A 21,828-nucleotide genomic window follows, 5' to 3' on the forward strand; every position below is an offset into this window, starting at 1 on the left:
TCCCGACCGGCCCGGGACCGGCCGGCGCCGCCCGGGCGGGCGACGATCCCGCGCCGGACGGGGCGGGCGACCCACCGGACCGGCCGACCCGCCGACGCGCCGCGCTGGCCTCGCTCGTGCTGGCCGCCGCCGCCTCGGCGACCCTCCTGGTCGCCGGCCTGCCCGGCGCGTCCCCACCACGGTCGGACCCGACGGACCGCCCGCTCACCACCGACGAGGCCGAGCGGGTCGCCGCGCTGCGGGTGACCAACGTGCGGGACCTGCGCGCCGGCGTCCGGGGCACGGTCGGCGCCGGCCGGGACCGGATCGAACTGCTCGGCTGGGTCGACTGGGCCCGGCCGCTGCTCTACCTGGACATCGGTGGCCCCGGCGCGGGCGCCGACCGGGGGCTCGTCCAGGCCACCGCGGCGGCGCTGCTGATCCGGCCGGCCCCGGCCGCGCTGCCCACGCCGGCGCGACCACCGCTGGTCCCGCCGCCCGACCGGTGGCGGCTCCGCGAACCGGCGGCCGGCCAAGGGCTGGCCGCCGTCCGCGACCTGCTGCTCGGGCTGGGCGCGGACCGGCTCGACCCGGTCGCGCGGGACGGCCGTTGGCTGCGCCGGGAGAACCTCGCCGGCGTCCCGGTGGACGTGCTCCGGGCACCGCTGGCCGCCCCGTCGGGCGAGTCACGGCCGACGCTCTGGCTGGACCGGGACGCCCGACTGCACCGGTTGGCCGGCCGGCTGCCCGACGGCACGCCGGTCACCGTCGACCTGGAGCGCGCCGACCGGCCCGCACCGCACCCGGTGGACGCGCTCGGCGGCCGGGCCGGGCAGCCCCGGCAGCTGACCGACGACGAGGCGGACCGGTTGGCCGGGCTGCCCGCCCGGCTGCGGCACGTCGGCGGCGCGGCGGTGACCGTGGCCGCCCCGCTCGACCCGTCCACCACCCTGCACGGGGTGGGCACGCTGAGCTGGTCGACGCCGTCGGCGTACCTCACGGTGACCGACGACGACACCGGCCGGCGTACGCTGCGCCGGGCCGGACCGGGCGGGGTGGCGCACGCGCAGGCGTCCCCGGACGGACCCGGCACGCCGCCACTGCCGACGCCCGGCGGGCTGCTCACGGCCGCCGCCCAGCCGCCCACCGACGCCCTGGACCGGCTCCTCGAGGCCGCGCTACGGGCCGGCACCCGACCACCGGACGGACCGGCGCTGCGGATCCGGGCGGACGAGACCGCCGGCCGTGCGGTGGACGTCATCGAGGTGCCGGGCGGCCTGCGCTGGTGGCTGGACCGGGCCGGACTGCCGCACCGCCTGGAACTGCGCACCACCCGAAACGTGTGGATCCACCTCACCCTCACCCCCGCCCCCTCCCGCACCCCGCCGAGGCACGCAGATTCCCGGAAAGTGCGGCCATCCGGCGCGGAATGAGCACACTTTCCGGGAATCTGGGGGCGAGGGTGGGGGTGGCGGGCCGGGGTCAGGGGCGCCAGCCGGTCTGGGCGGCCCAGTCCTCGGCGCGCAGGTGCTCCTCGTCGAACCAGGGATCGGTGAGCGTGCCGTGCTCCGCGCTGTCCGGCGCGGCAGCCACCAGGTCCCGCTTCACCTGGAGGTACGCGGCCCGGCCCGCCGGGTCCGCGCGGAGGTGGTCGCGCATCAGCAGCGCGTACCGCCAGCCGGCCGAGCCGGCCACCCGCAGATGCAGCAGCACCGGGCGACCCGGGTCCGCGCCGCCGTGCAGCCGCTTCACCCACTGCACCCGGTCGGGGCGACGCGGCGCGTCCCGCCACTCGCCGGGCAGCCGGGGGAAGCCCGCCTCGGCCAGCCGGTCGGCGAGCGGACCGTCCGCCTCCGCCAGCGAGGGAACGGTGAGCTGGATGTCGATGACGTCCGGCGCGGCCAGGCCGGGCACGGCGGTGGAGCCGACGTGGTCGACCCGGAGGTCGCCACCGGCCGCGTGGTGGATCCGCGCGGCCAGCCGGGCGTACTGCGCGGGCCAGGTCGGATCCGGCTCGGTCAACGTCGACGGCCCGGTCAACGTCGACGGCTCGATCAGCGTCGACGGCTCGGCCCGGACGGCGTGCCGCTCGCGGACGTTGCGCTCGTAGGGCAGCAACCGGTCCCGCCAGAGGTCGTCCACCGCGTCGTGCAGGTCGGTCAGCGTGCCGTCGTTGGTGAGCAGCACGTCCGCCACCGCCGCCCGGCGGGCGTCATCGGCCTGCGCGGCGATCCGCCGCCCGGCCTCGGCCGGGTCCATGCCCCGGTCCCGGGACAACCGCGCCAGCCGGGTCGGCACCGCCGTCTGCACCACCACCACCAGGTGGTACGTGGGTGCGAGCCCGACCTCGACCAGCAGTGGCACGTCGTTGACCACCACCGCGTCGGCGGGCGCGGCGGCGAGCAGCGCGGCGGCCCGCGCCCGGACCCGGGGGTGGGTGATCGCCTCCAGTCGGCGGCGGGCGGTCTCGTCGCCGAAGACCAGCGCGCCCAGCGCGGCCCGGTCCAGCGAGCCGTCCGGGCCCAGGACCCGGTCGGAGAACGCGGCGACCACCTCGGCCAGTCCTTCGGTGCCGGGCGCGACCACCTCGCGGGCGATCCGGTCCGAGTCGACGACCACCGCGCCGAGCGCGGCGAGGCGGGCCGCGACCGCGCTCTTGCCGGATCCGATCCCGCCCGTCAGCCCCACCTTCAGCATCCGGACAGTCAACCGGATCATCGGACACATGCCAAACAGGCCGGCGCTTCCGAGCCGACGCGAGCGGCGTCCGCAGGTGTCCACGACGCGGGCCCCGCCCCCGGCGCTCCACTGGTGCGGAACGCGGGGACGGGGCCCGTCGTCAGAGGCAGCCGCTGGTGCGTCCGGGTGGACGAACCGGCGTCAGCGACCGGTCACTTGCCGCCGGCGAGCTTCTCCCGCAGCGCGGCGAGCGCCTCGTCGGTGGCCAGCGTGCCGGCCGGCTCCTCGGCCTGACGGCTCGGGGCCGACGAGGTCGAGGTGGTGGTGCTGGTGGCCGGCGGAGCCGGGTTGGCCGCGGCCTCGGCGTCGGCGGCGCGGGAGGTCTGCACCTGCTTGGTGTGGGCCTCCCAACGCTGACGCGCCTCGGCGTACTGGTTCTCCCAGGTCTCGCGCTGCTTGTCGTAGCCCTCGAGCCACTCGCCCGTCTCCGGGTCGAAGCCCTCCGGGTAGATGTAGTTGCCCTCGTTGTCGTACGTCGCGGCCATGCCGTAGAGGGTCGGGTCGAAGTGCTCCTCGCCCTCGACGAAGCCCTCGTTGGCCTGCTTGAGCGACAGCGAGATCCGGCGGCGCTCCAGGTCGATGTCGATGACCTTGACCATGACCTCGGAGCCGACCTGCACGACCTGCTCCGGGATCTCCACGTGGCGCTCGGCCAGCTCGGAGATGTGGACCAGGCCCTCGATGCCGTCGTCCACCCGGACGAACGCGCCGAACGGCACCAGCTTGGTGACCTTACCCGGCACGATCTGCTGGATCGCGTGGGTGCGGGCGAACTGACGCCACGGGTCCTCCTGGGTCGCCTTCAGCGACAGCGAGACCCGCTCGCGGTCCAGGTCGACGTCCAGGACCTCGACCTCGACCTCCTGGCCCACCTCGACGACCTCGGACGGGTGGTCGATGTGCTTCCAGGACAGCTCGGAGACGTGCACCAGGCCGTCCACGCCGCCCAGGTCGACGAACGCGCCGAAGTTGACGATCGAGGAGACGACGCCCTTGCGGACCTGCCCCTTCTGGAGCTTGTTGAGGAACTCGGTGCGCACCTCGGACTGCGTCTGCTCCAGCCAGGCCCGGCGGGACAGGACCACGTTGTTGCGGTTCTTGTCCAGCTCGATGATCTTGGCTTCGAGCTCGCGGCCGACGTACGGCTGCAGGTCACGCACCCGCCGCATCTCGACAAGCGACGCGGGCAGGAAGCCGCGCAGACCGATGTCGAGGATGAGACCACCCTTGACGACCTCGATGACCGAGCCGCGGACGACACCGTCCTCGTCCTTGATCTTCTCGATCGTGCCCCAGGCCCGCTCGTACTGCGCCCGCTTCTTGGAGAGGATCAGCCGACCCTCCTTGTCCTCCTTCTGGAGGACGAGGGCCTCGATGTGGTCGCCGACCGAAACAACCTCGGCCGGGTCCACGTCGTGCTTGATCGACAGCTCCCGAGAGGGGATCACGCCCTCGGTCTTGTAGCCGATGTCGAGCAGGACCTCGTCCCGATCGACCTTGACGACGGTGCCTTCGACAATGTCGCCGTCGTTGAAGTACTTGATGGTCTCGTCGATAGCGGCGAGGAATGCTTCCTCAGAGCCGAGATCGTCGTGCGTGACCTTGTTGGCGCTCGAGGTGGCCTCGATGCTGCTCGTCATGTGGGCGGTTGCTCCGGTCGGATGGGTTGTCACAGCGGGCATGGGTGTCGCGGTGACTCTTCCGCGCCAGCGGATCCGTCGCCGGGCACACCGAACGATCGACGCAAGAAGATCATTAGTGGCTCCGGTGACCGCACACCTGCTCCCTGCCGAGGCACACGATCCGCGAGCGCATCGTCTAGCCTACCCGCTGCATTACCACAGCGTGCAAGCCCTCCCGGGTCCGTGCGACCTCATCCGCTGCGAAAGCGGAGATTTCGCGCGGTAAGGGGCCACTCCTGTCTCGTCCGTCACATCCGCCCCACCCGCGACACGCCCGGCCCGCCCGCGACGCGGCACCCGACCGGCCCTAGCGTGGACTCCGTGGACGACGACAGGGTGACCCGCCGGCGGGTCGGGGCCGCCGAGATCCGCCGGGCCAACCGCGGCTGGTGGGACACCGACGCCGACGCCTACCAGGCCGAGCACGGCAGGTTCCTCGGTGACGTCGACTTCGTCTGGTGTCCGGAAGGGCTGCGGGAGGCCGACGCGCGACTGCTCGGCGACGTCACCGGCCGCCGGATCCTCGAACTCGGCGCCGGCGCGGCCGCCGCCGCCCGCTGGCTCGCCGCCCAGGGCGCCCGGCCGGTCGCGCTGGACCTCTCCGCCGGCATGTTGCGGCACGCCGCCGACGCCGCCGACCGCAGCGGGGTACGCGTGCCGCTGGTCCAGGCCGACGCGCTGGCGTTGCCCTTCGGCGACGCCGCCTTCGACGTGGTCTGCACCGCGTTCGGCGCGATCCCGTTCGTCGACGACTCGGCGGCGGCGATGCGCGAGGTGGCCCGGGTGCTGCGCCCCGGCGGCCGGTGGGTCTTCTCGGTCACCCACCCGATGCGCTGGATCTTCCTCGACGACCCGGGCGAGGGCGGGCTGACCGCCGTGCACTCGTACTTCGACCGCTCCCCCTACGTCGAGCAGGACGCACGCGGCGTGGCCACCTACGTCGAGCAGCACCGCACGCTGGGCGACCGCATCCGGGAGCTGGTCGACGCCGGGTTCCGCCTGCTCGACCTGGTGGAGCCGGAGTGGCCGGCCGGCCACGAGGGGATCTGGGGCCAGTGGAGCCCGCTGCGCGGTCGGCTCTTCCCCGGCACCGCCATCTTCGTCGCGGAGAAGCCGGCGCCCTGAGCGCGTCGCACACTCGGTCCGCCACGGGTGCGGTTCCCCGGCGGTACGCTCGCCGCATGAGCGCCGAGCCCATCCCGACATCACCTGGCCCCTGGTGTCCGGACCCGATGCGGCAGCAGCGTGCGGACTACACGCTGGAGGACCTGCTCACCCTGCCGGACGACGCCCCCCGCGTCGAACTCGTCGACGGAGTCATCCAGGTGACACCCTCCCCCACCCTGGGCCATCAGACCATCTCCAGCCTGCTGTGGCTCTGGCTGCGATCCCACTCACCGGCTCACCTGCGGGCATCCCAGGCCGTCGGAGTCGGGCTCAGTCCGAACACCAGCCGGCAACCGGATGTGCTGCTCCACCACGCCGGACTACCGACCGACCGGTCCCGCCTGCGACCGGCCGACGTCGTGCTGGCCGTGGAGATCGTCTCGCCCGGCACCCGGCGGGTGGACCGGTTCGCCAAGCCGGGCGAGTACGCCGCCGCCGGCATCCCGTTCTACTGGCGGATCGAGCAGGACCCGGTGCACCTGTACGCGTACCGCCTCGGTGACCGGATCGGCCCCGGCGGCGAGCGCCAGTACGAGCTGGTGGCCGACGGCAGCGAGGTGGTCGAGTTGGCCGAGCCGTTCGACATCAAGCTGCCGGTCGCCGAGATCCGGCCCTGACCGCACCGTTACTCGGTCCGGCGAGCGGGTAACCGCCGGCATGGCCGAGAAGGAGTTCCGCGTCGGCGACCACGTCTCCTGGGCCAGCCACAGCGGCCGGGCGTACGGCGTGGTCAAGGAGAAGCTGACCGAGCGCACCCACGTCCGCGGGCATCCGGTGCACGCCTCTCCGGAACAGCCGCAGTACCGGATCACCAACGACGACTCCGGCCGCGACGTCGCCCACCGACCGGAGGTGCTCCGCGATGAGTCGCCGTGAGGACCCGCAGCAGACGTACCGCGAGTTCACCGACGCGGTGAACATGAAACCCGCCGAGCTGACCCGCTGGCTGGAGACCGACGAGTCCAAGCACGTCGGCTGGCACAAGCCGGGCACCAAGGGCGGCGAATCGGTCGGGCACGACTCCGGCCGCCGGATCGTGGACCTGCTGCGCCGCAAGCGCGACCAGCTCACCGCCGCCGATTACAAGCACATGCGCAAGGTGGTCGGCTACGTGCACCGGCACCTGGCCCAACGCCCGTCCGGCGACGTGCGCGACACGAGGTGGCGCTGGTCGCTGATGAACTGGGGGCACGACCCGCTCAAGAGCTGAGCGTCCGGCCGCTTGACCCTGCCGTTGACGGCAGGGTCGCAGGATGCCCGACATGGAAAGCCGAACGTCACGCGTGGTCGTGGTCACCGGCGCGGGCACCGGCATCGGCCGGGCCACCGCGCACACCTTCGCCGACGCTGGGGACGCCGTCGTCGCGGTCGGCCGGCGGCCCGCGCCGTTGGCGGAGACCGCTGCCGGTCGGCCGGGCATCGTGCCGCTGACCGCCGACGTCACCGCCCCGGACGCGCCCGCCCGGATCGTCCGCGTCGCCCTGGACCGGCACGGCCGGCTGGACGTGCTGGTCAACAACGCCGGCGTGGCCGGCGGCGGTCCCCTGGCGGAGCTGGACGAGGACGCCGCCCGCCGGCAACTGGAGACCAACCTGCTCGCTCCGCTCCGGCTGGCGCACGCCGCCGTGGCGGCGCTCGCCGAGACCCGTGGCGTGCTAGTCAACGTCACCACGTCCGTCGGCATGCGTGCCTGGCCGGGCAGCGCGGTGTACGCGGCCGGCAAGGCCGCGCTCGACTCGTTGACCCGCAGTTGGGCGGTGGAACTCGCGCCGCGTGGCGTCCGGGTGGTGGCGGTGGCGCCCGGCGCAGTCGACACGCCCATCGGGGCGCACCGGGGCCTCTCGCCGGAGCGGCGTGCCGCGCTGCGGGACTGGCAGGTGGCGCACACTCCGGCGGGTCGGGTCGGCCGGCCGGCAGAAGTAGCCTGGGCGATCCGGCGGCTCTGCGACCCGGAGGCGGCGTTCCTCACCGGCGTGGTGCTGCCGGTGGACGGCGGCGCGGTGGTCGCCTGAACGGAACGGTGGTGACGGGTGCGGATCGGTGCGGTGGCGAGGGCGACCGGCTGCACGCCACGCGTCCTGCGGCACTACGAGGAGCAGGGCCTCATCACGTCGACCCGGGCGGCGAACGGCTACCGCGAGTACGACCCGGCGGCGGTCACCCGGGTCCGCAACATCCGCCATCTGCTCGACGCCGGACTGACCCTGGACGACGTCCGGGTCTTCCTGCCCTGCCTGGACGGAGACGTCACCGCCGCGCCGCCGTCCCCGACCGGCCTCCGGGTCGCCCGGGAGCGGCTGGCCGTGCTGGACGCCCGGATCGCCGCCCAGGTGGCCGCGCGGAACCGCCTGGCCGCCGCCCTGCACGCCGCCGCGCTCACCGTCCCCGCACCCCCGATGTCGATCAAGGAGTTTGCGTCGCCCGCCGGCCACTCCACGACGCAAACTCCTTGATCGACGCGGGGGGCGTGGGGGTGGGGGGTCGGTCAGTGGTCGGCGCTGTTCCAGTCGCGGCCCTCGCCGACCGACACCTCCAGCGGCACCGACAGCGGGTACGCCGCGCCCATCTCCTTGCGCACCAACGCCTCCAGCGCCTCCCGCTCCCCCGGGGCGACCTCGAACACCAGCTCGTCGTGCACCTGGAGCAGCATCCGGGAACGCAGCCCGGCGTCGCGCAGCGCGCTGTCGACGTGCAGCATGGCGACCTTGATGATGTCGGCCGCCGAGCCCTGGATCGGGGCGTTGAGCGCCATCCGCTCGGCCATCTCCCGGCGCTGCCGGTTGTCGCTTACCAGGTCGGGCAGGTAGCGGCGGCGACCCAGGATGGTGGAGGTGTAGCCGTCCTGCCGGGCCCGGGCCACCACCTCGTGGAGGTAGTCGCGGACGCCACCGAACCCGGCGAAGTAGTTCTCCATCAGCCCGCGGGCCTCCTCGGCGGAGATGCCGAGCTGCTGGGACAGGCCGAACGCGCTCAACCCGTACGCCAGGCCGTAGTTCATCGCCTTGATCTTGCGGCGCTGGTCGGCGGTGACGTCGCCGACCTCGACGGTGAAGACCGAGGAGGCGGTCGCGGCGTGGAAGTCGTGCCCGGAGTTGAACGCCTCGACAAGTGCCTCGTCGGCGGACAGGTGCGCCATGATCCGCATCTCGATCTGGCTGTAGTCGGCGGTGAGCAGGCATTCGTAGCCCTCGCCGACCACGAACGCGCGCCGGATCCGCCGCCCCTCCTCGGTGCGGATGGGGATGTTCTGGAGGTTCGGCTCGGTGGACGACAGCCGCCCGGTCGCGGCCACGGTCTGGTTGAACGTGGTGTGGATCCGGCCGTCGTCGGAGACGGACTTGAGCAGCCCGTCGACCGTCGACTTGAGCTTGGCGACATCGCGGTGGCGCAGCAGGTGGTGCAGCAGCGGGTGCTCGGTCTGCGCGTAGAGCCACTGGAGGGCGTCGGCGTCGGTGGTGTAGCCGGTCTTGATCCGCTTCGTCTTGGGCAGCGCCAGCTCGGTGAAGAGGATCTCCTGCAACTGCTTCGGCGAGCCCAGGTTGAACTCCCGGCCGACCACGGCGTACGCGCTCTGCGCGGCGGCCTTCACCTCGGCGGCGAAGTGCGCCTCCAGCTCGGACAGGTATTCGGTGTCGGCGGCGATGCCGGTGCGTTCCATGGCGGCGAGCACCCGCATCAGCGGCAACTCCACCTCGGCCATCAGCCGGGCGGACTGCTCGCCGTCCCGGGACAGCTCGGCGTCGATCGCGTCGGCGAGGTCGAGCGTGGCCCGGGCCTGGAGCATCAGGTTCTGCTCGGCCGCGTCGTCGTCGCCGAACCCGTCCAGGGTGAGCTGGCCGGTCTCCGGCGCGTCGACACGCAGCTCCCGGTGCAGGTAACGCAGCGCCAGGTCGGTGAGGTCGTAGGAACGCTGGTCGGGACGGGCCAGGTAGGCGGCGATCTGGGTGTCGCGGGCGATGCCCCGCAGCTCCCAACCGTGCGCGGCGAACGCCAGCACCGCCGGCTTGCTGTCGTGCAGCACCTTGGGCCGCCCGGCGTCGGCCAGCCAGCCGGCCAGCGCGGCCTCGTCGTCGGCGGCCAGCCGGCTCGGGTCGAACCAGGCGCCCGCGCCGTCGGTGGTGGCCAGCGCCATCCCGGTCACGGTCGCGGTGTGCCGGCGGTTGGGCCCGGTGTCGAGCGTGGCCGCCAGGCCGACCGACGTGCCGGCCGGGGCGTGCGTGCCGAGCCAGCCGGCGAGCGCGCCCGGCTCGGTCAGCACCTCGCCGGCCAGCTCGAAGCCGGCCTCGGCCTCCGGCTCGACGGCTTCCAGATATTGGTAGAGCCGGTCGCGCAGGATGCGGAACTGGAGCGTGTCGAACACCTGGTGCACGGCCTCGCGGTCCCAGCCCTGCCAGCGGGCGTCCTCGGGACGCACCGGCAGCTCCAGATCGGTGACCAGGCGGTTGATCTCGTAGTTGCGGATCACTTCGGCGAGCCGCTCGCGCAGGCTGTCGCCCGCCTTGCCCTTGATCTCGTCGGCGCGCGCCACCACGCCCTCGACCCCGTCGTACAGGTTGATCCACTTGGCCGCGGTCTTCGGGCCGACCCCGGGCACGCCGGGCAGGTTGTCGCTGGTCTCGCCGACCAACGCGGCCAGGTCGCGGTAGCGGCCCGGGGTGACGCCGTACTTCGCCTCGACCGCCGCCGGGTCCATCCGGGCCAGGTCGGAGACGCCCTTGCGCGGGTAGAGCACGGTGACCTGGTCGCCGACGAGCTGGAACGCGTCCCGGTCGCCGGTGGTGATCAGCACGTCCATGCCCTGGTCGCGGGCCTGGCAGGCGAGCGTGGCGATGACGTCGTCGGCCTCGTAGCCCTCCTTCTCGACCACCGGCACCCGCAGTGCGGCGAGGACCTCCTTGACCAGGCTGACCTGGCCCTTGAAATCGGTCGGGGTCTCGCTGCGGCCGGCCTTGTATTCGGAGTACTTCTCCGTGCGGAAGGAACGGCGGGAGACGTCGAACGCCACCACGATGTGGGTCGGCTGCTCGTCGCGCAGCACGTTGATCAACATCGAGGTGAAGCCGTAGACGGCGTTGGTCGGCTGCCCCGTGGTGGTGGAGAAGTTTTCCACCGGCAGGGCGAAGAACGCCCGGTATGCCAGGGAGTGTCCGTCGACGAGGAGCAGGCGCGGCGTCGTAGCTGTCACGGCAGCGACTCTAGTCCGTGACCCCGACATCCCCGGCACCCGCAACCCCCACGGATCGCGACCGAACCACTACGGTATGGAGATCAGTCGATAGCACAGACGAGGAGGACCCGATGCGACGATGGGGTGTCCGAATTCTGGTACCTGCGCTCGCCACGGCCGGCGCGCTGACCGTGCTGAGCGGGCCGGCGTTCGCCGGGTGGGTCAGCGGCGGGGTCTACACGCTCCAGTCGAAGTGCATCTCGGTCGGGCAGTCCCGGGTCAGCAGCGGCATCTACCAGACCTACGTCTGTGAGCCGCAGAGTCCCGGCTGGCTGCTCCGGGGCTTCGTGAACTGACCGGAGGGGTCCGGTGCGACGCACGCCGCACCGGACCCGTCAGAGCACCTTGGCCAGGAACGCCTGGGTCCGCTCGTGCTTCGGCGCGGCGATCACCTCGCGCGGGTCGCCCTGCTCGACGACCACCCCGCCGTCCATGAAGACCAGGTGGTCGCCGACCTCCCGGGCGAAGCCGATCTCGTGGGTGACCACGATCATCGTCATGCCGTCGCGGGCCAGGTCCTTCATCGTGTCCAGCACCTCGCCCACCAGCTCCGGGTCGAGCGCGCTGGTCGGCTCGTCGAAGAGCATCAGCTTCGGTCGCATGGCCAGCGCCCGGGCGATCGCCACCCGCTGCTGCTGGCCGCCGGACAGCTGACCCGGGTACGCGCCGAGCTTGTCGCCCAGCCCCACCCGCTCCAGCAGCTCCGCGGCCCGTTCCCGGGCCTGCGCCTTCTTCTCCTGCCGCAGCAGCAGTGGCGCCTCGGTCACGTTGCCCAGCACTGTCATGTGCGGGAACAGGTTGAACCGCTGGAACACCATGCCGATCGCCCGGCGCTGCGCGGCCACCTCCCTGTCCCGCATCTCGTGCAGCTTCCCGCCGCGCTCCCGGTAGCCGATCAGGTCGCCGTCCACCCAGATCCGGCCGGCGTCGATCTTCTCCAGGTGGTTGATGCAGCGCAGGAACGTCGACTTGCCGGAGCCGGAGGGCCCGAGCAGGCAGCACACCTCGCCGGCACGGACCTCCAGGTCGATGCCCTTGAGCACCTCCAGCGGCCCGAACGACTTGTGCACCTGCTCGGCGCGCACCATGAGGTCGGACCCGGCCGTCGGGGCGGTGGCCTGCGTGGGCACGATCAGCTCGGTCACTTCACCACCCCCGCACTGCCGCCGGCCTCCGCCGTCATCCCTCGCAGCCGCATCCGGGCGCGGCCGCTAGTGCCGTAGCCCTTGCCAAAGTGGCGCTCCAGGAAATACTGCCCGACCAGCAAGATGCTGGTCAGGAACAAGTACCAGAGGCAGGCGGCGACGTACATCGGGAAGATCTGGAACGTCCGCTTGCCGACGGCGTCGAGCTGGAAGAACAGTTCTACGCTGACCGGCACGTAGAGCAGCAACGACGTGTCCTTGAGCATGGCGATGGTCTCGTTGCCGGTCGGCGGAATGATCACCCGCATCGCCTGCGGCAGCACCACCCGGCGCAGCAACTGGCCCCGGCTCAGGCCGAGCGCCTGGGCCGCCTCGGTCTGCCCCGGATCCACCGACTGGATGCCGGCCCGGACGATCTCCGCCATGTACGCGGCCTCGGAGAGCGCCAACCCGAGCAGGCCGGCCATGAAGCCGGTGAGGATGTCCCGGGAGGAGAACCCGAACAACCGCAGTTGCAGGTTGTCGATGCCGAACAGCTGGCCGAGCTGGGTGTCGAACGGCACGCCGAACTCGACCCGGCTCCACAGGATGCCGATGTTGCCGAAGACGGCCAGCAGCACCAGCCGGGGCACGGCCCGGAAGAACCAGGTGTACAGCCAGGCCACGCCGCGCAGGATCGGGTTGTCGGAGAGCCGCATCACCGCGATCACCACGCCGAGCGTGACGCCGATCAACATCGCGCTGACCGTCATCAGCACGGTGCCGCGCAGCAGCCCCTCGATGATCGGCGGGCGGAACATCTTGTCGACCATGAAGGACCAGTTGAAGGCCTTGTTGGTCACCAACAGGTGGACGAACATCGCGGTCAGCACGGCAAGCACCGCCACTGCGATCCAGCGTCCCGGGTGCCGCACGGGCACGGCCTTGATCGGTTCCGGCCGTGCCCGCGCGGTTGTCGCTTCCTCGGTGGTCATGTCGTCACGGGTTGATCGCGGGATCCGTGATCGCGCCGTCCCCCACCTTCCACTTGTCGAGCACCTGCTTGTAAGAGCCGTCGGTGATCAGCGCCTTGGTGGCGTCGCGCACCGCCTCCGCGAACTGCGCCTGCTCCTTGGCCACCACGTAGCCGTACGGGGCCGCCTCGTACTGCTTGTCCAGCAGCTCCAGGGCGTCGTTGGACTGGGTCACCGCATACACCCCGACCGGGTAGTCGGCGAGCATCGCGTCGTCCTTGCCGGAGACGACCGCGGCGGTGGCAGCGTCCTGACCCGGGAACTGGTCGATCGTGATGGCCGGCTTGCCGGCGTCGGTGCAGGTCTTAGAACGCTTCTGGATGTCCTCGACCTGGACCGTGTCCTTCTGCACCGCGATCTTCTTGCCGCAGGCGTTGTCCAGCGCCACCCCGGCCGGGTTGCCCTTCTTGGTCACCCACTGGGTGCCGACCTGGAAGTAGCTGACCATGTTGGCCTGGCCCTTGCGCTCGTCGTTGACGGTGAACGACGAGACGCCGACCTCGTACTTGCCCGAGTTGACGCCGTTGATGATGTCGCCGAACGGCGCCGAGACGAACTCCGCCTTCAGGCCGAGCTTGGCCGCCACGGCGGTGAACAGCTCGACGTCGAAGCCGATGACGGTCTTGCCGTCGGAGTCGAGGAACTCGGCCGGGGCGTACGTGGAGTCGGTGCCGACCACGATCTTGCCGTCGGCCTTGATGGCGTCGGGCACCTTGGCGGCCAGCGAGGAGTCCGCCGTGGCGGTCACGCTCGCGCCGCCGCCGGGCTGCTCGGTGCTCTCCTCCTCACCGCAGGCGGCGAGGGAGAGCAGGAGGACGGCCGCGCCGGCGACGCCGCGCGCCGCCCGACGGCCGGGGCTGCTGTGGAACATGGGGGTACTCCTTTTGCGAGGGGGGCGTCGGTCAGGCCACGCCGAGGTAGGCCTCTTTGACCGAGGGGTCGTGCAGCAGGTCCGCGCCGGTGCCGCTCTTGACGATCCGGCCGGTCTCCAGCACGTACGCCCGGTGCGCGCGGGCCAGGGCCTGCTGGGCGTTCTGCTCCACCAGCAGGATGGTGGTGCCCTGCTGATTGATCTCCGTGATGATGGTGAAGATCTGCTGGATGAGCATCGGCGCGAGACCCATCGACGGCTCGTCGAGCAGCAGCAGCTTCGGCCGGCTCATCAGCGCCCGGCCGACCGCGAGCATCTGCTGCTCGCCGCCGGAGAGCGTGCCGCCGGCCTGCTTGCGCCGCTCGGCCAGCCGGGGGAACAGGTCCAGCACCCGCGCCAGGTCCTGCGCGATGCCGGCCTTGTCCCGCCGGGTGTACGCGCCCATGTCGAGGTTCTCCAGCACCGTCATGCCGGGGAAGATGCCCCGACCCTCGGGCGCCTGGCACAGCCCGCGCCGGACCCGCAGGTCGGCCCGGAGCTTGGAGATGTCCTCACCGGCGAACTTGATGCTGCCGGTGGCGATCGGCCGGATGCCGGAGATCGCCCGCATGGTGGTGGACTTGCCGGCGCCGTTCGCGCCGATCAGCGCGACGATCTCGCCCTCGTCCACGGTCAGGCTGATGCCGTGCAGCGCCTGGATCCGCCCGTAGAGCAGGCTCACGTCCTCGATCTCAAGCAGCATCGTCCGGCACCCCCAGGTACGCCGCGATCACCTTCGGGTTGTCCCGCACCTCGGCGGGCAGCCCCTCGGCGATCTTCTTTCCGAACTCCAGCACCACGATCCGGTCGGTCACGCCCATCACCAGGCGCATGTCGTGCTCGATCAGCAGCACCGTCACGCCGGTGTCGCGGATCTGCCGGATGAGCTGGAGCAACTCCTCCTTCTCCGCCGGGTTGAAGCCGGCGGCCGGCTCGTCCAGGCAGAGCAGCACCGGGTCGGTGGCCAGCGCCCGGGCGATCTCCAGGCGCCGCTGCTCGCCGTACGACAGGTTGCGGGCGAACTCGTGCATCCGGGGCCGGATGCCGACGAACTCCAGCAGGCGTTCGGCCTTCTCCCGACCCTCGCGCTCCTCCTTCCAGTGCCGCGGCAGCCGCAGCAGCGCGGAGATCACGCTGGTCTTGTGGTGCGCGTCCGCGCCGACCTGGACGTTCTCCAGCGCGGTCATCTCCGGGAAGAGCCGGATGTTCTGGAACGTACGGGCCATGCCCATCCGGGTGATCTGGTGGCGCTTCTTGCCACTGATCTTCTCGCCCCGGAACCGGATCTGCCCCTCGGTGGGCTGGTAGATGCCGGTCATCGCGTTGAAGCAGGTGGTCTTGCCCGCGCCGTTGGGCCCGATCAGCCCGAGGATCTCGCCCTTGTAGAGCGTGAAGTCCACGTCGTTGAGCGCGACCACACCGCCGAAGCGCAGCGTGACGTGGTCGACCTCCAGCAACGGCTCGCGCTTGTCCACCGTCTCGACGGCGGGCGCCGCGGCCTGGGCCGGAACGGCCGGGGTCTGTTCGGTGTCACTCACCGACGATCACCTCCTTGCGACGGTCCTTGAACTCCGCCGCTCGTCGCCGGTTCGGGATGAGGCCCTGCGGCCGGAAGATCATCATCACCACGAGCACCAGACCGAAGAAGAGGAACCGGTACTCGTACAGCTCGACGCCGAACAGCTCGATGCCGCGGAACCGCTCGATCATGTACGCCACCAGGCCACCGCCGACGATCGCGCCGACGATGTTGCCGGAACCGCCGAAGATGACCGCGGCCAGGATGATGATCGAGTTGAGCAGCTCGAAGTTCTGCGAGTTGACGAAGTTCTGCTTGCCGGCGAACAACGCGCCGGCCAGGCCGGCGATCGCCGCGCCGGAGGCGAACGCCCACAGCTTGAACTTGAACGTCGGAACCCCCATGAGCTGGGCCGCGTCCTCGTCCTCCCGGATCGAGATCCAGGCCCGGCCGACCCGGCTGTGGGTCAGGTTCCGCACCCCGATCACCACCAGGATGATCAGCGTGAGCACCAGCCAGTAGTAGGGGCGGGCGTCGAGCACACCGAAGAACGGCTTGCCGTCGGCGTACTTGCCGGGCGGGTGCGGGATCTGGTTGAAGCCCCGCTGCCCCTTGAGGAAGTCGGAGCTGACCGCCGCGATCCGGATCATCTCGGCGAAGCCGAGCGTCACCAACGCCAGGTAGTCGCCGCGCAACCGCAGCGTCGGCGTGCCCAGCATGACGCCGGAGACCATGGTCAGGGCGATCGCGATCGGCACCACCAGCAGCCACGGCCACAGCGTCTTGATGTTGCTGCTCGGCGACGTCAACACCGCGACCGTGTACGCGCCGACCGCGAAGAAGCCGAAGTAGCCCAGGTCGAGCAGGCCGGCGAAGCCGACCACGATGTTCAGCCCGACCGCCAGCAACACGTAGATCGAGACCGTGAAGAGCACCTGGGTGAAGTTCGCCCCGGGCGTCGGGATCGGCCCGAGGTACTGGTAGAACTCCTTGTTCGGCAACGCGTAGAAGAACACGATCACCGCGGCCAGCAGCACCCAGCGCACCCAGCGCGGAGCGTGGTGCCAGCGGTTCGCGACCGCCTCGCGGCCGTGCCGCAGTCGCACCCCGATCCCCTCCTGCTGCTCCGGGGTCGGCGGATTCACCGTCGTCGTCATGCGCGTGCCCTCCCCAGTGATTCGCCCAGCAGACCGGTCGGCCGGAACATCAGCAGCACGACCAGCACCGCGAACGCGGCGAAGTCCTTCCACTGACTGCCGAACAGGCCCGAGGCGTAGTTCTCCACGACGCCCAGCAGCAGGCCGCCGATCAGCGCGCCGCGGAGGTTGCCGATGCCGCCGAGCACCGCCGCGGTGAACGCCTTGAGGCCCAGCAGGAACCCGACGCTGTAGGTGAGCGTCTGGATCCGGACGTCGTAGAGCAGGCCCGCGACACCGGCCATGGTGCCGCCGGCGATGAAGACCATCAGGATGATCCGGTCCTTGTTGACGCCCATCAGCGCCGCCGTGTTGGCGTCCTGGGCCACCGCCCGGATACCGCGGCCGGTACGGCTGCGGTTGATGAACTGGTCCAGCGCGAACATCATCACCAACGCGGCGCCGATGGTGAGCAGCTGGATGCTGTCGATCGGCACGCCGGCGACGTGGAACAGCGGCTTGGAGCTGACCAGCGACGGCGCGCCCTGGGGCAGGCGTCGGGTGTAGACGCCGAACGCCTCGGAGATCGCGATCGAGGCACCGATCGCGGTGATGAGGAACGCCAGCGGCGGCGCGTTGCGCTTGCGCAGCGGCCGGTACGCCACCCGCTCGATCACCGTCGCGGTGCCGGCCGAGGCGATGGCCGCCACGATCATCGCCACCAGCAGATAGAACAGGATCGAGCCGACGCCGCTGACCTGCGAGTCCTGGTCGAGACCGAAGCCGTTCCAGGTCCAGATCGCGGCGAACGCGCCGGCGATGAAGACCTCGGAGTGGGCGAAGTTGATGAGCCTGAGCACGCCGTAGACAAGCGTGTAGCCGAGCGCGACCAGGGCGTAGATCGCGCCCTGCGTCAGGCCGGTCGTGGTGAGTTCCCCGAAGTTGGAGAACAGTCCGTCGAAGTTCAAGGGAGGGACGCTCCGTCGCTGAAGAGAAAAAGGGGGTGCGGCCGGGAGCCAGCTCCCGGCCGCACCCGCGATTCACAACTCAATCGCCAGTCGCAGCGATCGACCGATCAGGACTTGGGGATCTCCTGGTCCGGGACGACCTTGCCGCCCTGCACCTTGAACGCCCAGACCTTGACCTGCGCCGGGTCCAGCTCGCCGCCCTCGACGAACTTGTAGCTGGCCGCCACGCCCTCGCCGCTGTAGCCCTTCACGAACTCCAGCAGGTCGGCGCGGGAGGACTTGCCGGCCTTGATGCCCGCCAGCAGGATGTTCGCCGCGTCGAACGCGGTGTCGCTGTAGGTGCCCGGGTCGGCGCCGTTGAGCGCCTTGTAGTCGGCGGCGAAGGTGCCGCGCGCCTCGGTGGACGGCTGGCAGGGGCAGGTGAGGATGGTGCCCTCGGCAGCCGCCGCGCCGGCGGAGGTGATGTACGCGCCGTCGTTGACGCCGTCACCGGCGACCAGCGGGGCGGTGACACCGGCAGCGGTGAGCTGCTTGCGGATCAGGCCGGCCTCCTGGTAGTAGCCACCGTAGAAGACCGCCTTGACGTTCGCGGCCTTGACCTTGGTGACCACACCGGAGAACTCGGTCTGCTTGCCCTCGCCCTGGACCTTGTCGCTACCCACGACCGCCGGGCCGAGCACCTTCTTGACCTCGTCGGCCAGGCCCGCGCCGTACGCCGACTGGTCGTCGATGACGTAGACCCGGTCGGCCTTCATCACGTTCTTCATGTAGTTGCCGGCGGCCGGGCCCTGGCTGAAGTCGTTGCCGACCGCGCGGAAGAACGTCTTCCAGCCCTGCTCGGCGAGGCTGGGCCGAGTCGCGGAGGGGGTGATGGTGACCAGACCGGCCTCGCTGAACAGCGGACCGGCGGCCTCCGACTCACCCGAGTAGGCCGGACCCACCACGCCGAGGATCTTGGCGTCGTCGATCGCCTTCTGGGCCAGCTGCGGCGCCTGGTCCGGGCTGCCCTGCGAGTCGAGCTCGGCGAGCTCCACCTTGCAGTCGGCGTTCTCCTTGTTGTACTTGTCGACCGCCAGCTTGACGCCGTTCTTCTCGTTGATGCCCAGCGCGGCCGAGCTACCGGTCAGCGCGCCGAAGAAAGCGATCTTGCTCCCGCAGGCGCTGCCCCCGGACGCTTCGTCGTCGCTGCCGCTGGAACAAGCGGTACCACCGGCGACGAGCGCCAGCATGGCGACCCCGCCGATCACGCGTGCGAGCTTCTGCCTCAAGGCCCGAACCCTCCTCCGTCCATGGTCCGAACCACCCGCTGCTGATTGGCACTTGCGGGGGCGGACGAACCAGACCGTCGTCGCCGGTCTGGGCCGGGACGTTATCCCACCGGCCAGCGGTGGCGTAAGACCCGGAAAGCGGGGTTGACCGAACCGTTACACGCCGTGGCGGATTCCCGACGCTTCCCGTAAGAACCGAAGGCGGCACAAGGCGTTCACCGAGGTTTCATCGGTAACGGGTCAACCCGCCAGCACCCGCTACTCATCGACGGCCGACAACGCCGCCCACCAGGCACGGGAGCTTTTCCCGTCGTCCGCGACCACCAGCAATCCGGCCTTGCCGGCGGCCACCGCCAGCGCGGCGTCCCCACGGTCCGGCACCGACGCCGGGACGATCACCGGCCGCCACGACGCACCACCGTCCCCCGAGATCCACAGCCGCCGATCCGCACCGTCCCCGGTCGCCGCGAGCAGCCGGCCGTCGACGCCCACCAGACCCGCCACCGACAGCACCCCCGGACCGGCCGCGCCGAACCCGCCCACCCGCCGCCAACCGTCCGGCTGGCCGGCCGGCGCGCGCCACACCGCGAAGCCGCCCCGGACCGGACCCACCACGGTCGGCGCGCCGTCGCGCACCACCACCCGCTCCGCCGCCCCGCCGCCCGCCGACACCGGCAGCGCCGACCGCCGCCACGACCGGCCGTCCACCGACGACCAGGCCAACGGCATCAGGGCGGCGCCGCCGGTCGGCAGCAACGACCCCACCACCAGCCAGCCGGAACCCACCGCCACCGCGTCGTACGCCGTCGTCCGGCCCCGGGCGTCGCCGGCCAGCTCCGGCACCCCGTCGCGCAGCACGAACCCGCCGGCGTCCGGCGACGTCCACACCGCCGCCCCGTCGGCGCGCGCCCCGGCGATCAACCAGCCCGCCGGCCCGGCCGCCAGCCGCGCCGCGCTCACCGCGCGCGGCCCACCGAACAACTCGAACGCCGCCGGCACCTCCCGCACCGGCCCGCCCGGACGCCACACCCACGTTCCGGTACGCGGATTGCCGTGCACGCCGCCCGTCTTCGCGCCGAGCGCCGCCATTCCGTCGTCGCGGCAGGCCACCGCGTAGAGCACGTGCTGCCGGCCGTAGAACGTCTGCGCCCGCACCGGCAACGCCGACCAGCTCAGCCCGTCCGCGCTGGACCAGGCCGCCGGCCGGGTCTCCCCCGCGGCGTCGACCAGCCCGCCGACCGCGTACCAGCGGCTCCCACAGTGCGCCGCGTCGCGCAGCAGCGGCCGACCCGCGACGCCCGCCGGCACGGGCAACTCGACCGCCCGCCAGGCCGGGCGCACCGGGGCCGGATCAGCGGGCCGCCCCGGCGTCGACCGGCAGGCGGTCAACAGCACCGCCACGCCGGCGACCACGGCGAGGACCGACCTGAGGCGCGGAGAAGGCATGCATCCGATCCTATCGATCGGTCGCTCCCCCGCCCCTTGGGTCAGGAGGCGGGTTGCTGCGCCACCTCGCCGCCGGCGGTCTCCGCGAGGATCCGCTCGGCGACCTCCTTCATGGTCATCCGGTGGTCCATCGCGGTGCGCTGGATCCACTTGAACGCCTGCGGCTCGGTCATGCCGTACGTCGTCATCAGCGCGCCCTTGGCCCGCTCGACGGTCTTGCGGATCTCCAGCCGGTCGGTCAGGCCGGCCACCTCCGCCTCCAGGGCGGAGATCTCCGAGTACCGGGACAGCGCGATCTCCACGGCCGGCACCAGGTCGCTCTTCTGGAACGGCTTGACCAGGTACGCCATCGCGCCGGCCGCCCGGGCCCGCTCGACCAGGTCACGCTGGCTGAACGCGGTCAGGATGATCACGGGGGCGATGCGCGCGCCGGCGATCCGCTCGGCGGCGGCCAGCCCGTCCATGATCGGCATCTTGATGTCGAGGATGACCAGATCGGGCTTGAGCTCCTCGGCGAGCTTGACGGCGGTCTCCCCGTCGCCGGCCTCGCCGACCACCTCGTAGCCCTCCTCGACCAGCATCTCGGCCAGGTCCAGCCGGATCAGCGCCTCGTCCTCGGCGATCAGAACGCGCTTGCGCTCGGCATCCGTCTGCATCTCGCCCACGAGCCACTCCCACCGGTTCGAACCCGACACCCGCCGTGCCGGGTGTCGCCGCCCCTAGCCTAGTGGGTAGTCTGTGAAGGTCGAATGACGCAAGGCCCCCGTAGCCCAACCGGCAGCAGGCAATGCACTCAAACTGCATACAGTGTGGGTTCGAATCCCACCGGGGGCACCAAAATTGTCATACAGGCGTTCGACTATGGGGTGGTGCATCCACCCGAGTTACGCGCGAGGGCGCGACGTCTCTACCTCGGTGGCGCGACCGTCGCCGAGGTGGCGCGCACCGTGGGGCTCTCGTACCCGACGGTCCGCCACTGGTGCAAAGATCGACCGGAGCCTAAACAGCAGGGCACCGCACTGCGATGTTTTCGCTGTCGTGACGGTGTCCACGTTCCGACAGACCCGGCGGCGTATGCCTACCTTCTCGGTCTCTACCTGGGAGACGGGCATCTCGTCACCAGGGCTCGGGTGCCGGTGCTCCGGATCTCCTGCAGCGACTGCTGGCCGGGGCTGATCGAGGCGTGTGACGACGCCATGCGCGCGGTGCTGGCCGAGAAGGTGCAGCGCGTTCAGCAACAGGGCTGTGTCAACGTGCAGAGCTACGGCAAGCACTGGCCGTGTCTCCTGCCGCAGCACGGACCCGGCAAGAAGCACGAGCGTCCGATCGTCCTGACCGACTGGCAGCGAACCATCGTCGAAGCCCACCCGGGTCACTTCCTGCGCGGCCTCTTCCACTCCGACGGCTGTCGGGTCAGCAACCGGGTGACCGTGCGCGGCAAGAAGTACGTCTACCCCCGCTACATGTTCGTCAACGAGTCCACCGACATCATGGGCCTCTGTCAGTGGGCGCTCGACCTGCTCGGCATCGCTTGGCGGATGAATCGCCGCAACTCGCTGTCCGTCGCCCGCCGGGAGGCGGTCGCCGCGCTGGACCGGCACGTCGGCCCGAAGTCCTGACCGGACGCCA

22 protein-coding genes, 1 tRNA gene and 1 pseudogene are annotated in these 21,828 nt (G+C 71.4%); 11 read left to right on the forward strand and 13 right to left on the reverse strand.

Translation table 11 applies throughout. The annotated features are described in order from the left end of the window. On the forward strand, positions 1-1,412 hold a 1,412-nt coding region (locus C8054_RS32045; protein ID WP_107157501.1), incomplete at its 5' end, for a hypothetical protein. Between the two features lie 49 nt (positions 1,413-1,461). On the opposite strand, the gene coaE is transcribed toward C8054_RS32045, so the two are convergent. Both coaE and rpsA read right to left on the reverse strand, forming a co-directional pair. Then, a complete protein-coding gene (gene coaE / locus C8054_RS15505) occupies positions 1,462-2,676 on the reverse strand; it encodes a dephospho-CoA kinase (protein ID WP_107157502.1) in 1,215 nt (404 codons plus the stop codon). Between the two features lie 194 nt (positions 2,677-2,870). After that, the gene (rpsA, locus tag C8054_RS15510) at positions 2,871-4,400 is read right to left on the reverse strand and encodes a 30S ribosomal protein S1 (RefSeq protein ID WP_107157503.1); all 1,530 of its coding nucleotides are present in this window, start codon (positions 4,398-4,400) and stop codon (positions 2,871-2,873) included. A gap of 321 nt (positions 4,401-4,721) precedes the next feature. Here rpsA and C8054_RS15515 point away from each other — a divergent pair, with 321 nt between their 5' ends. From C8054_RS15515 to C8054_RS15540, 6 genes are read left to right on the forward strand one after another with little or no spacing between them, the layout of a single operon-like run. Next, entirely contained in the window at positions 4,722-5,525 is an 804-nt protein-coding gene (locus C8054_RS15515; protein WP_107157611.1) for a class I SAM-dependent methyltransferase, read from the forward strand. A 56-nt stretch (positions 5,526-5,581) separates the two neighbouring features. Beyond that, positions 5,582-6,184, forward strand: a complete 603-nt coding sequence (locus C8054_RS15520; RefSeq protein ID WP_233219657.1) for a Uma2 family endonuclease — start codon at positions 5,582-5,584, stop codon at positions 6,182-6,184. Between the two features lie 40 nt (positions 6,185-6,224). Next, positions 6,225-6,443, forward strand: a complete 219-nt coding sequence (locus C8054_RS15525) for a DUF2945 domain-containing protein (protein WP_107157505.1) — start codon at positions 6,225-6,227, stop codon at positions 6,441-6,443. Beyond that, entirely contained in the window at positions 6,430-6,777 is a 348-nt protein-coding gene (locus C8054_RS15530) for a DUF3140 domain-containing protein (protein ID WP_107157506.1), read from the forward strand. Before C8054_RS15525 ends, C8054_RS15530 begins: the two co-directional genes overlap by 14 nt. A 52-nt stretch (positions 6,778-6,829) precedes the next feature. After that, positions 6,830-7,579: an SDR family NAD(P)-dependent oxidoreductase gene (locus C8054_RS15535; RefSeq protein WP_107157507.1), complete on the forward strand. Its 750-nt coding sequence runs from the start codon at positions 6,830-6,832 to the stop codon at positions 7,577-7,579. An 18-nt stretch (positions 7,580-7,597) separates the two neighbouring features. Beyond that, the gene (locus C8054_RS15540; RefSeq protein ID WP_107157508.1) at positions 7,598-8,020 is read left to right on the forward strand and encodes a MerR family transcriptional regulator; all 423 of its coding nucleotides are present in this window, start codon (positions 7,598-7,600) and stop codon (positions 8,018-8,020) included. Between the two features lie 32 nt (positions 8,021-8,052). Here the strand turns inward: C8054_RS15540 and polA are convergent, their stop codons facing one another. Beyond that, complete coding sequence (polA, locus tag C8054_RS15545) at positions 8,053-10,752, reverse strand: DNA polymerase I (RefSeq protein WP_107157509.1); 2,700 nt, start codon at positions 10,750-10,752, stop codon at positions 8,053-8,055. A gap of 113 nt (positions 10,753-10,865) precedes the next feature. Here polA and C8054_RS15550 point away from each other — a divergent pair, with 113 nt between their 5' ends. Further along, complete coding sequence (locus tag C8054_RS15550; protein ID WP_107157510.1) at positions 10,866-11,090, forward strand: hypothetical protein; 225 nt, start codon at positions 10,866-10,868, stop codon at positions 11,088-11,090. A 39-nt stretch (positions 11,091-11,129) separates the two neighbouring features. Here the strand turns inward: C8054_RS15550 and C8054_RS15555 are convergent, their stop codons facing one another. The 10 genes from C8054_RS15555 to C8054_RS15600 all read right to left on the reverse strand — a co-directional run bounded on the left by C8054_RS15555 (position 11,130) and on the right by C8054_RS15600 (position 20,864). Continuing rightward, positions 11,130-11,882 carry an amino acid ABC transporter ATP-binding protein gene (locus C8054_RS15555; protein WP_199199781.1) on the reverse strand — a complete coding sequence of 251 codons (753 nt, stop codon included), beginning with the start codon at positions 11,880-11,882 and terminating at the stop codon, positions 11,130-11,132. Positions 11,883-11,935: 53 nt separating this feature from the next. Then, positions 11,936-12,913, reverse strand: a complete 978-nt coding sequence (locus C8054_RS15560; RefSeq protein WP_107157512.1) for an amino acid ABC transporter permease — start codon at positions 12,911-12,913, stop codon at positions 11,936-11,938. 4 nt (positions 12,914-12,917) lie between these two features. Then, on the reverse strand, positions 12,918-13,823 hold the full coding sequence (locus C8054_RS15565) for an ABC transporter substrate-binding protein (protein WP_107157513.1): 906 nt from the start codon (positions 13,821-13,823) through the stop codon (positions 12,918-12,920). Positions 13,824-13,854: 31 nt separating this feature from the next. Beyond that, positions 13,855-14,565 (reverse strand): ABC transporter ATP-binding protein, encoded by a 711-nt coding sequence (locus C8054_RS15570; RefSeq protein WP_107157514.1) that lies wholly within the window; start codon positions 14,563-14,565, stop codon positions 13,855-13,857. Continuing rightward, on the reverse strand, positions 14,555-15,337 hold the full coding sequence (locus tag C8054_RS15575) for an ABC transporter ATP-binding protein (protein ID WP_199199784.1): 783 nt from the start codon (positions 15,335-15,337) through the stop codon (positions 14,555-14,557). Before C8054_RS15575 ends, C8054_RS15570 begins: the two co-directional genes overlap by 11 nt. A 55-nt stretch (positions 15,338-15,392) precedes the next feature. After that, complete coding sequence (locus C8054_RS15580; RefSeq protein WP_107157516.1) at positions 15,393-16,538, reverse strand: branched-chain amino acid ABC transporter permease; 1,146 nt, start codon at positions 16,536-16,538, stop codon at positions 15,393-15,395. After that, entirely contained in the window at positions 16,535-17,485 is a 951-nt protein-coding gene (locus C8054_RS15585) for a branched-chain amino acid ABC transporter permease (RefSeq protein ID WP_107157517.1), read from the reverse strand. The genes C8054_RS15580 and C8054_RS15585 overlap by 4 nt, the downstream gene beginning before the upstream one ends. A gap of 107 nt (positions 17,486-17,592) precedes the next feature. Beyond that, positions 17,593-18,753 carry a branched-chain amino acid ABC transporter substrate-binding protein gene (locus tag C8054_RS15590; protein WP_107157518.1) on the reverse strand — a complete coding sequence of 387 codons (1,161 nt, stop codon included), beginning with the start codon at positions 18,751-18,753 and terminating at the stop codon, positions 17,593-17,595. 258 nt (positions 18,754-19,011) lie between these two features. Further along, on the reverse strand, positions 19,012-20,199 hold the full coding sequence (locus C8054_RS15595; protein WP_107157519.1) for a hypothetical protein: 1,188 nt from the start codon (positions 20,197-20,199) through the stop codon (positions 19,012-19,014). Between the two features lie 41 nt (positions 20,200-20,240). After that, a complete protein-coding gene (locus C8054_RS15600; RefSeq protein WP_091059864.1) occupies positions 20,241-20,864 on the reverse strand; it encodes an ANTAR domain-containing response regulator in 624 nt (207 codons plus the stop codon). A 94-nt stretch (positions 20,865-20,958) separates the two neighbouring features. Here C8054_RS15600 and C8054_RS15605 point away from each other — a divergent pair. From C8054_RS15605 to C8054_RS15610, 3 genes and pseudogenes are all read left to right on the forward strand, one after another. Then, a tRNA-Leu gene (locus C8054_RS15605) sits at positions 20,959-21,036 on the forward strand. A 32-nt stretch (positions 21,037-21,068) separates the two neighbouring features. After that, a pseudogene (locus tag C8054_RS32765) lies at positions 21,069-21,173 on the forward strand (transcriptional regulator); the annotation flags it as partial. 156 nt (positions 21,174-21,329) lie between these two features. Beyond that, on the forward strand, positions 21,330-21,818 hold the full coding sequence (locus C8054_RS15610; RefSeq protein WP_233219663.1) for a hypothetical protein: 489 nt from the start codon (positions 21,330-21,332) through the stop codon (positions 21,816-21,818). Positions 21,819-21,828: the final 10 nt, after the last annotated feature.

Source organism: Micromonospora sp. RP3T, from assembly GCF_003027925.1.
Lineage (GTDB): Bacteria > Actinomycetota > Actinomycetes > Mycobacteriales > Micromonosporaceae > Micromonospora.

What these genes read in the sequence shown, in the direction of transcription:
- coaE (WP_107157502.1), bottom strand. Translation starts at nt 2,676, where the DNA reads ATGCTGAAGGTGGGGCTGACGGGCGGGATCGGATCCGGCAAGAGCGCG.
- rpsA (WP_107157503.1), bottom strand. Translation starts at nt 4,400, where the DNA reads ATGCCCGCTGTGACAACCCATCCGACCGGAGCAACCGCCCACATGACG.
- C8054_RS15520 (WP_233219657.1), top strand. Translation starts at nt 5,582, where the DNA reads ATGAGCGCCGAGCCCATCCCGACATCACCTGGCCCCTGGTGTCCGGAC.
- C8054_RS15525 (WP_107157505.1), top strand. Translation starts at nt 6,225, where the DNA reads ATGGCCGAGAAGGAGTTCCGCGTCGGCGACCACGTCTCCTGGGCCAGC.
- C8054_RS15530 (WP_107157506.1), top strand. Translation starts at nt 6,430, where the DNA reads ATGAGTCGCCGTGAGGACCCGCAGCAGACGTACCGCGAGTTCACCGAC.
- C8054_RS15535 (WP_107157507.1), top strand. Translation starts at nt 6,830, where the DNA reads ATGGAAAGCCGAACGTCACGCGTGGTCGTGGTCACCGGCGCGGGCACC.
- C8054_RS15550 (WP_107157510.1), top strand. Translation starts at nt 10,866, where the DNA reads ATGCGACGATGGGGTGTCCGAATTCTGGTACCTGCGCTCGCCACGGCC.
- C8054_RS15555 (WP_199199781.1), bottom strand. Translation starts at nt 11,882, where the DNA reads ATGGTGCGCGCCGAGCAGGTGCACAAGTCGTTCGGGCCGCTGGAGGTG.
- C8054_RS15560 (WP_107157512.1), bottom strand. Translation starts at nt 12,913, where the DNA reads ATGACCACCGAGGAAGCGACAACCGCGCGGGCACGGCCGGAACCGATC.
- C8054_RS15565 (WP_107157513.1), bottom strand. Translation starts at nt 13,823, where the DNA reads ATGTTCCACAGCAGCCCCGGCCGTCGGGCGGCGCGCGGCGTCGCCGGC.
- C8054_RS15570 (WP_107157514.1), bottom strand. Translation starts at nt 14,565, where the DNA reads ATGCTGCTTGAGATCGAGGACGTGAGCCTGCTCTACGGGCGGATCCAG.
- C8054_RS15580 (WP_107157516.1), bottom strand. Translation starts at nt 16,538, where the DNA reads ATGACGACGACGGTGAATCCGCCGACCCCGGAGCAGCAGGAGGGGATC.
- C8054_RS15595 (WP_107157519.1), bottom strand. Translation starts at nt 20,199, where the DNA reads ATGCCTTCTCCGCGCCTCAGGTCGGTCCTCGCCGTGGTCGCCGGCGTG.